Genomic DNA, 1,167 nt, shown 5'->3' with positions numbered 1-1,167 from the left:
GCCAGCCGAGGAAGAAGCCCACCAGTTGCCACATGGCATCCAGGCCCAGGCAGCCTGGCATCACCGGGTCGCCTTCGAAGTGGCAAGCGAAGAACCACAGGTCTGGAGTGATATCCAGCTCAGCGACCAACTCACCTTTACCGTACTTGCCACCCTCTTCGCTGATATGGGTGATGCGATCCACCATCAGCATGTTGGGGGCGGGCAGTTGCGCGTTACCTGGGCCGAACAGCTCACCGCGACTGCAGCGCAGCAGGTCTTCCCGAGTAAAGGCGTTTTGTTTGGTCATGCGAGCTCCTCAATAGTCCCGTGCGGCAGGGTTGGGCAAATCTTCCCGGCCGATCGAAGCGTTCATGCCTCGAGCCGGCAGCCTACTCATAGACTATTGCGTTGTAGTGAAAGTCACAGCGCAAAGGGCATGAATGTACACTTGTGCACTGAAATTTTTTTTGAGGGCCTTTTCAGGGCCCCGTCGGGTGCCTAAGACTGCCGCACTTTCGCCCATGACGCCAGTCGTAGCTGTTGGAAAATAGCCGGTTATTGCACCCAACGTTGGAGAATTTGCTGCAGATCCGCGCGCTTGAAAGGCTTGGCCAGGTAGTCGTTCATGCCCGCTGCAAGGCAGGCTTCACGGTCGCCCTGCAAGGCGTTGGCGGTCAGGGCGATGATCGGTAAATCGGCACAACCGGGCAGTTGGCGGATCTGCCGGGTGGCTTCATAGCCGTCGACCAGCGGCAGTCGGCAATCCATCAGAATCGCCTCGAAGATCAGGCTTTCGGCACTGCGGACCGCCTGGGCGCCGTCGGTGACGATGCTCACGGTGAACCCCAGGCTGCGCAGCATGGCCTGGATCACGGTCTGGTTCACCGGGTTGTCTTCCACCAGCAGCACGTTGCGGCCTTCACCGGAGTGCTGATTGCTGCTCACCCGCGGGGCCAGTATCGGCAGGCTCTGCTGGAACAGCGCCAGGGGGATTTCCAGGGTGAACACCGAGCCTCGGCCTTCCTCGCTCTGGGCCCGCAGGGTGCCACCCATGCGCTCGGCCAGGGTGCGGGCGATGGGCAGGCCCAGGCCGGTGCCGCCATAGCGACGGGAAATCGAACTGTCGGCCTGCTGGAAGGCGTCGAACATCAGCTCCAGGCTGGCCGGGCTGATGCCGATACCGCT

2 protein-coding genes are annotated in these 1,167 nt (G+C 61.5%); both read right to left on the bottom strand.

The window, feature by feature from the left end; translation table 11 throughout:
• Positions 1–289 (bottom strand): bifunctional 3-hydroxydecanoyl-ACP dehydratase/trans-2-decenoyl-ACP isomerase (gene fabA, locus F6S12_RS31985; protein ID WP_315869888.1); only part of this gene is annotated, 289 nt, incomplete at its 3' end.
• 248 nt (positions 290–537) lie between these two features.
• A partial coding sequence (locus tag F6S12_RS31980) for a response regulator (RefSeq protein ID WP_315869887.1) occupies positions 538–1,167 on the bottom strand: 630 nt, incomplete at its 5' end.

Origin of the sequence: Pseudomonas sp. JV245A (assembly GCF_032424515.1) — a bacterium.
GTDB lineage: Bacteria > Pseudomonadota > Gammaproteobacteria > Pseudomonadales > Pseudomonadaceae > Aquipseudomonas > Aquipseudomonas protegens.
Note: the sequence above shows the minus strand (reverse complement) of the source record. Positions and strands in the feature narration are given on the sequence as shown.